The organism is Mesorhizobium sp. M7A.F.Ca.CA.004.06.1.1, from assembly GCF_003999135.1.
In the GTDB taxonomy this organism is placed as follows: domain Bacteria; phylum Pseudomonadota; class Alphaproteobacteria; order Rhizobiales; family Rhizobiaceae; genus Mesorhizobium.
Window position 1 is genome coordinate 1 of sequence record NZ_RZPQ01000497.1, and the last position, 4,439, is coordinate 4,439.

Sequence of the window (4,439 nt, forward strand, 5' to 3'; positions counted from 1 at the left end):
GGTCTGGATGATGGTGGCGCTGGCGGTGTCGGTCGTCACCGCGACGTTGGCGACCTTCTTGAAGAAGGCGCGGATCGAGACCGCGTTGGTGGTGTCGTCGGCGCCCTGGTCGATCACCTTGAGCACATCGTCTGGGCCGATGATCGAAGCGGTGACCTGGACGCCGCCAGTGCCCCAGCCATAGGGCATCGGCATTTCGCGCGAGGCGAACGGCACCTGATATCCCGGGATGGCGATGCCCTTGAGGATCGCGCGGCGGATCATCCTTTTGGTCTGTTCGTCGAGATAGGCGAAGTTGTAGGTGGCGATGTCGGTCATGATGCGACCTCAAATCCCTTGGCGTAGCGCGCCAGCCGCTCATTGAGCGTGCCCGTGTGCAGTTCGAACATGTGGTTGTCGTCGTCGTAGAAATAGATCGAGCGGCCCTCGCCCTCGACGCGCGGGCGCGGCGGGCGCATGTCGAGGCCGAGCTTGCCGATGCACTCGGCATAGTGGTCGAAATCGGCGTCATCGATCTTGAAGGCGATGTGGTTGTAGCTGCGCTCCGGCAAGGGCTCGCCCTCCATGATGGCGACCCAGATGTCGCCGATCAGGAAGAATTTTTCGCGCGACACCGAGAACTGCTCGGCATCGCTGGCATAGATTTCGCGTGCGTCGAATACGCCCTCGAGGATCTTGGTCATCCGCTCGAGATCGCGGACGATGAAGGTCATGTGGGAAAGCCCTTCGATCATTCCGCGGCCTCCCGCTTCTCTTCGACCTTCACGGGGTTTTGGTGGGCGTCGTGTTCGGCGCGCATGCGGCGCACGAGGTCGAGTTCGGCCTGGAAATCGACATAGTGCGGCAGCTTCAGATGCTCGACGAAGCCGGTCGCCTGGACATTGTCGGAGTGTGAGATGACGAACTCCTCGTCCTGGGCCGCGGCGACGACATCCTCGCCGAGCTCCTTCGCGCGCAGCGCCCGGTCGCAGAGCGCCATCGCCATCGCCTTGCGCTCGCTCTGGCCGAAGACCAGGCCGTAGCCGCGGGTGAACTGCGGCGGCGCCTTGGCCGAGCCTTTGAACTGGTTGACCATCTGGCATTCGGTGATGCGGACAGTGCCGAGCGGGACAGCGAAGGGCAGTTCGGGAACGTCGAACTCGAGCTCGACCTCGCCGATGCGGATCTCGCCGACGAAGGGATGGTTGCGGGCATAGCCGCGCTGGGTGGAATAGCCGAGCGCCAGCAAAAAGCCCTCGTCGCCGCGCGACAGCGCCTGCAGGCGGATGTCGCGCGCCATTGGGAATTCCAGCGGCTCGCGGGTGATGTCGCCGGGGACATGGTCCTGCGGCATGTCGCCATCCGGTTCGATCAAGCCTTCGCGGGCGAGGATGGCCGAAACGCGCGGCATGGCTTGCGCTTCCGTCTCGCGCAGCAAGGGCTCGGCGACCTCGGCCCCCGCGGCAAGCTCGGGATCGAGCAGTCTGTGCGTGTAGTCGAAGGTGGGCCCGAGCAATTGGCCGCCGGGCAGATCCTTGTAGGTCGCCGACACGCGCCGCTCGACCAGCATGGTGGCGGTGTCGATCGGCTTGGAGTAGCCGAAGCGTGGCAGCGTGGTGCGATAGGCGCGCACCAGGAAGATCGCCTCGATCATGTCGCCGCGCGCCTGGACGATGGCGAGCGCGGCCAGCTCCCGATCGTAGAGCGAGCCTTCGCTCATCACCCGGTCGACGCCGAGCGCCAGCTGCTCGACGATCTGGTCGAGGCGAAGCGCCGGCACCGAACGGTCGCCGCGCCGGCGGTCGGCAAGCAGGCTGTGGGCGTTGGCGATTGCGGCTTCGCCACCTTTTACCGCGACATACATCTTACGCCTCCATCGTCTTGATGCGCGTCGTGCGCGGCAGGCAGGCAATGCCGCCTGATGTGACGAGGATGATGTCGACGCCACGCGGAAAGCGCTTGATGTTCTGTTTCCACTGCTCGACGAAATGGCGCGGCATCTGTGCCGGCGCGATCGTGGCGCTGGTTTCGATGCCGGGACCTTCGAGCAACAGCGGCGTGCCGGAGACGAGATCGCCGACTTGCAGGATCAACGTGGTCGAACGGTCGGGATAGTCCTGCGTGCCCTGCGAAAAACCATCAAGCGACATCATCTCGGCCGGGGCCGCGATGAAGGCGAAATGCGCATCGGCCGGTGTGTTGGCCACGGGCGCGCCAGTGTGGAACCCAAGCCAGGATCTGATCGCGGCGGAAGCTTGCAGGGCCTGGTCGAGCCAGAGCGGGGTGTCGTTATCGCACAGCGCCAGTGCGATGGCGCCGGCGGTCGCCGAGAGCGGCGCCGGCGGGGGGGCGAAGGCCGGCAGCGGCTGCACGCTGCCCGGCCGAGCCATTGCGTCCATGACGGCGCGGAACACGGTCTGGGCGTCGAAGACCGGATCGGCGAAACCGCCCTCGATCGATTGCGCTGCAATGTCCATCAGTCTTCTCCGCGAACCATGGTGAAGAAATCCACCTTCGTTGCCGCCGTCTCGGCGCGGCGTTTTTCATGCGCTGCGGTTAGAGCCGACCGCAGGGGCGCTATCAGCCCGGTCTCGACCTCATTGCGGCGGGCAGGGTCCTGCCACAGCGCGTCGGCGATGGCCGCCAGCTTCGCCTTCTGCTTGTCGCGGCCAAGCGCATAGCAATGGCCGACCTGACCGGAGGGCAGCCGGACGGTGGCGCGGGTAACGGTCGCCTCGCCGACATTGAAAGGGGCGCCGCCGCCGCCGATGCGGCCGCGCAGGGTGACAAGGCCGGTTTCGGGGCCGCGCAGCAACTCGGCGTCCGAAGGCAGTCCGGCCTCATTCCAGAGCCGTACGATGTCATCGCCGCTGGATTGCGCAAGGGTTGCCATGGCGGCCTTGCGCTCGGCCTGGTCGCGGGCTTCCTGTCCTCGCATAAGCTATCGTCCTCGTGGCTAAATTTGTCTATTGATATAGACAACTATACAAATTATACCTATTATCTAGCGCGTGTCCATGACGGGTGGATGACAGCGATAGAAGACTGGGCGCTGGAAGGTGGGGGGCAATGAGGGTCGGGCGGCTGTCAGCGGACGGCATCGAGCGGCGCAGTGGCGTTTCGCTGTGGCGGCAGATTGCCGACAAGATCCTGCATGCGATCGCCATCGGCGATTTCACGGAGAATGCAGCGCTGCCGCCGGAGGTGGCGCTGGCAGAACGCTATGGCGTCAACCGTCACACGGTGCGCAGCGCCATATCGGCCCTTGTAAGGGAAGGCGTGCTGCGGGCCGAGCAGGGGCGCGGCACCTTCGTGCTGTCGCGCAAGCGGCTGTCCTATCCGATCGGGGCGCGCACACGCTTTTCGACAGGACTGCAAGGGCAGACGACGGAACGGCACATCGTCCTGCTCGCCTCGTCGGTCGAGCCGGCCAGCCAGCGCGTCGCCGAGGGACTGGGTCTTCCCAAGGGAGCCGATGTGATCCGGTTGGAAACGCGCGGCGAAGCCGACGGACGGCCGGTGTCGCGCGCTGCCGGCTGGTTCGAGGCCCGGCGCTTTGCCGGCATCGATGCCGCGATGGCGGAAACAGGCTCGATCACCGCATCGCTGGCGCGGTTCGGCATAGACGACTATCTCAGGCAATCGACCGTGCTGTCGGCGCGCCATGCCGATGCGGCGGACCTTGCCGACCTCGACCTGCAGCCGGGCGCCATCGTGCTGGTCACGGTTGCCGTCAACGTCACGCCGGACGGCCAGCCGATCCAGTTTTCCGAGTCGCGGTTTCCGGCCGAACGGGTGGAGCTGAAGCTGTCGGCGCTGTAGGGAGTGGACAGCTCGGTCGCGCTTATTTTTCAGCGACTTGGCGTTTGAGGACCGCCTTCCCCCACTCCGTCTCGGCTTCGCCGAGCCACCTCTCCCCCCTCCGGAGGGAGAGGAAGGAGCCCGCCTTGCTAAGCTCGCACCCTTCCTCTACCCCGTCGATCGGGGGAGAGGTGGCTCGGCGAAGCCGAGACGGAGTGGGGGTCGACCTGCGCGGGCGTCTTCAATTCGGACCGGCTTCGCCGTCTGCCATGTTATGATCCGACCTCGATCACAGCCTTGATCAGGCCCGATTTCTCATGTGCCCAACGAGCCAGATCGCGCGGCGTGCCGGCGAGTGTGGTGCGGTGTGTGACGAGCTTGGCCAGGGGAACGGCGCCGTTGCGGATCGAGGCGGCGACGTGATCGAAGTCGGCGCGCAAGGCGTTGCGGCTGCCGATCAGCGTCATCTCGCGCTTGTGGAATTCCGGATCGGAAAAGCTGATGTCGTCCTTGACAACAGAGACCAGTACCAAGGTGCCGCCATGCGCGACATGGGCAAAGGCCGACTGCACCGACTGGGTGTTGCCGGTGGCGTCGAAGACCACATCGAAGCCTTCGCCGCAAATGAGCTTGGTTTCCAGACCCTCGACGGCTCGCGC

At 65.4% G+C, this 4,439-nt stretch carries 7 protein-coding genes; 1 reads left to right on the plus strand and 6 read right to left on the minus strand.

Annotated elements, in window-relative coordinates:
* The 5 genes from EN906_RS24260 to phnG all read right to left on the minus strand — a co-directional run.
* A partial coding sequence (locus EN906_RS24260; protein ID WP_206529159.1) for an alpha-D-ribose 1-methylphosphonate 5-phosphate C-P-lyase PhnJ occupies window positions 1-318 on the minus strand: 318 nt, incomplete at its 3' end.
* Entirely contained in the window at window positions 315-734 is a 420-nt protein-coding gene (fosX, locus tag EN906_RS24265) for a FosX/FosE/FosI family fosfomycin resistance hydrolase (RefSeq protein ID WP_127267990.1), read from the minus strand. The genes EN906_RS24260 and fosX, both read right to left, overlap by 4 nt.
* Window positions 731-1,843, minus strand: coding sequence for a carbon-phosphorus lyase complex subunit PhnI (locus EN906_RS24270; protein ID WP_127267991.1), 1,113 nt, complete (start codon window positions 1,841-1,843; stop codon window positions 731-733). The genes fosX and EN906_RS24270 overlap by 4 nt, the downstream gene beginning before the upstream one ends.
* A gap of 1 nt (window position 1,844) precedes the next feature.
* On the minus strand, window positions 1,845-2,456 hold the full coding sequence (gene phnH, locus EN906_RS24275; RefSeq protein ID WP_127375434.1) for a phosphonate C-P lyase system protein PhnH: 612 nt from the start codon (window positions 2,454-2,456) through the stop codon (window positions 1,845-1,847).
* Window positions 2,456-2,917, minus strand: coding sequence for a phosphonate C-P lyase system protein PhnG (gene phnG, locus EN906_RS24280; RefSeq protein WP_127267993.1), 462 nt, complete (start codon window positions 2,915-2,917; stop codon window positions 2,456-2,458). Before phnG ends, phnH begins: the two co-directional genes overlap by 1 nt.
* A gap of 131 nt (window positions 2,918-3,048) precedes the next feature.
* Here phnG and phnF point away from each other — a divergent pair, with 131 nt between their 5' ends.
* The gene (gene phnF / locus EN906_RS24285) at window positions 3,049-3,801 is read left to right on the plus strand and encodes a phosphonate metabolism transcriptional regulator PhnF (RefSeq protein WP_127267994.1); all 753 of its coding nucleotides are present in this window, start codon (window positions 3,049-3,051) and stop codon (window positions 3,799-3,801) included.
* A 251-nt stretch (window positions 3,802-4,052) separates the two neighbouring features.
* On the opposite strand, the gene EN906_RS24290 is transcribed toward phnF, so the two are convergent.
* Window positions 4,053-4,439: zinc-binding dehydrogenase (locus EN906_RS24290; RefSeq protein ID WP_164777318.1), on the minus strand; the 387-nt coding region annotated here is incomplete at its 5' end.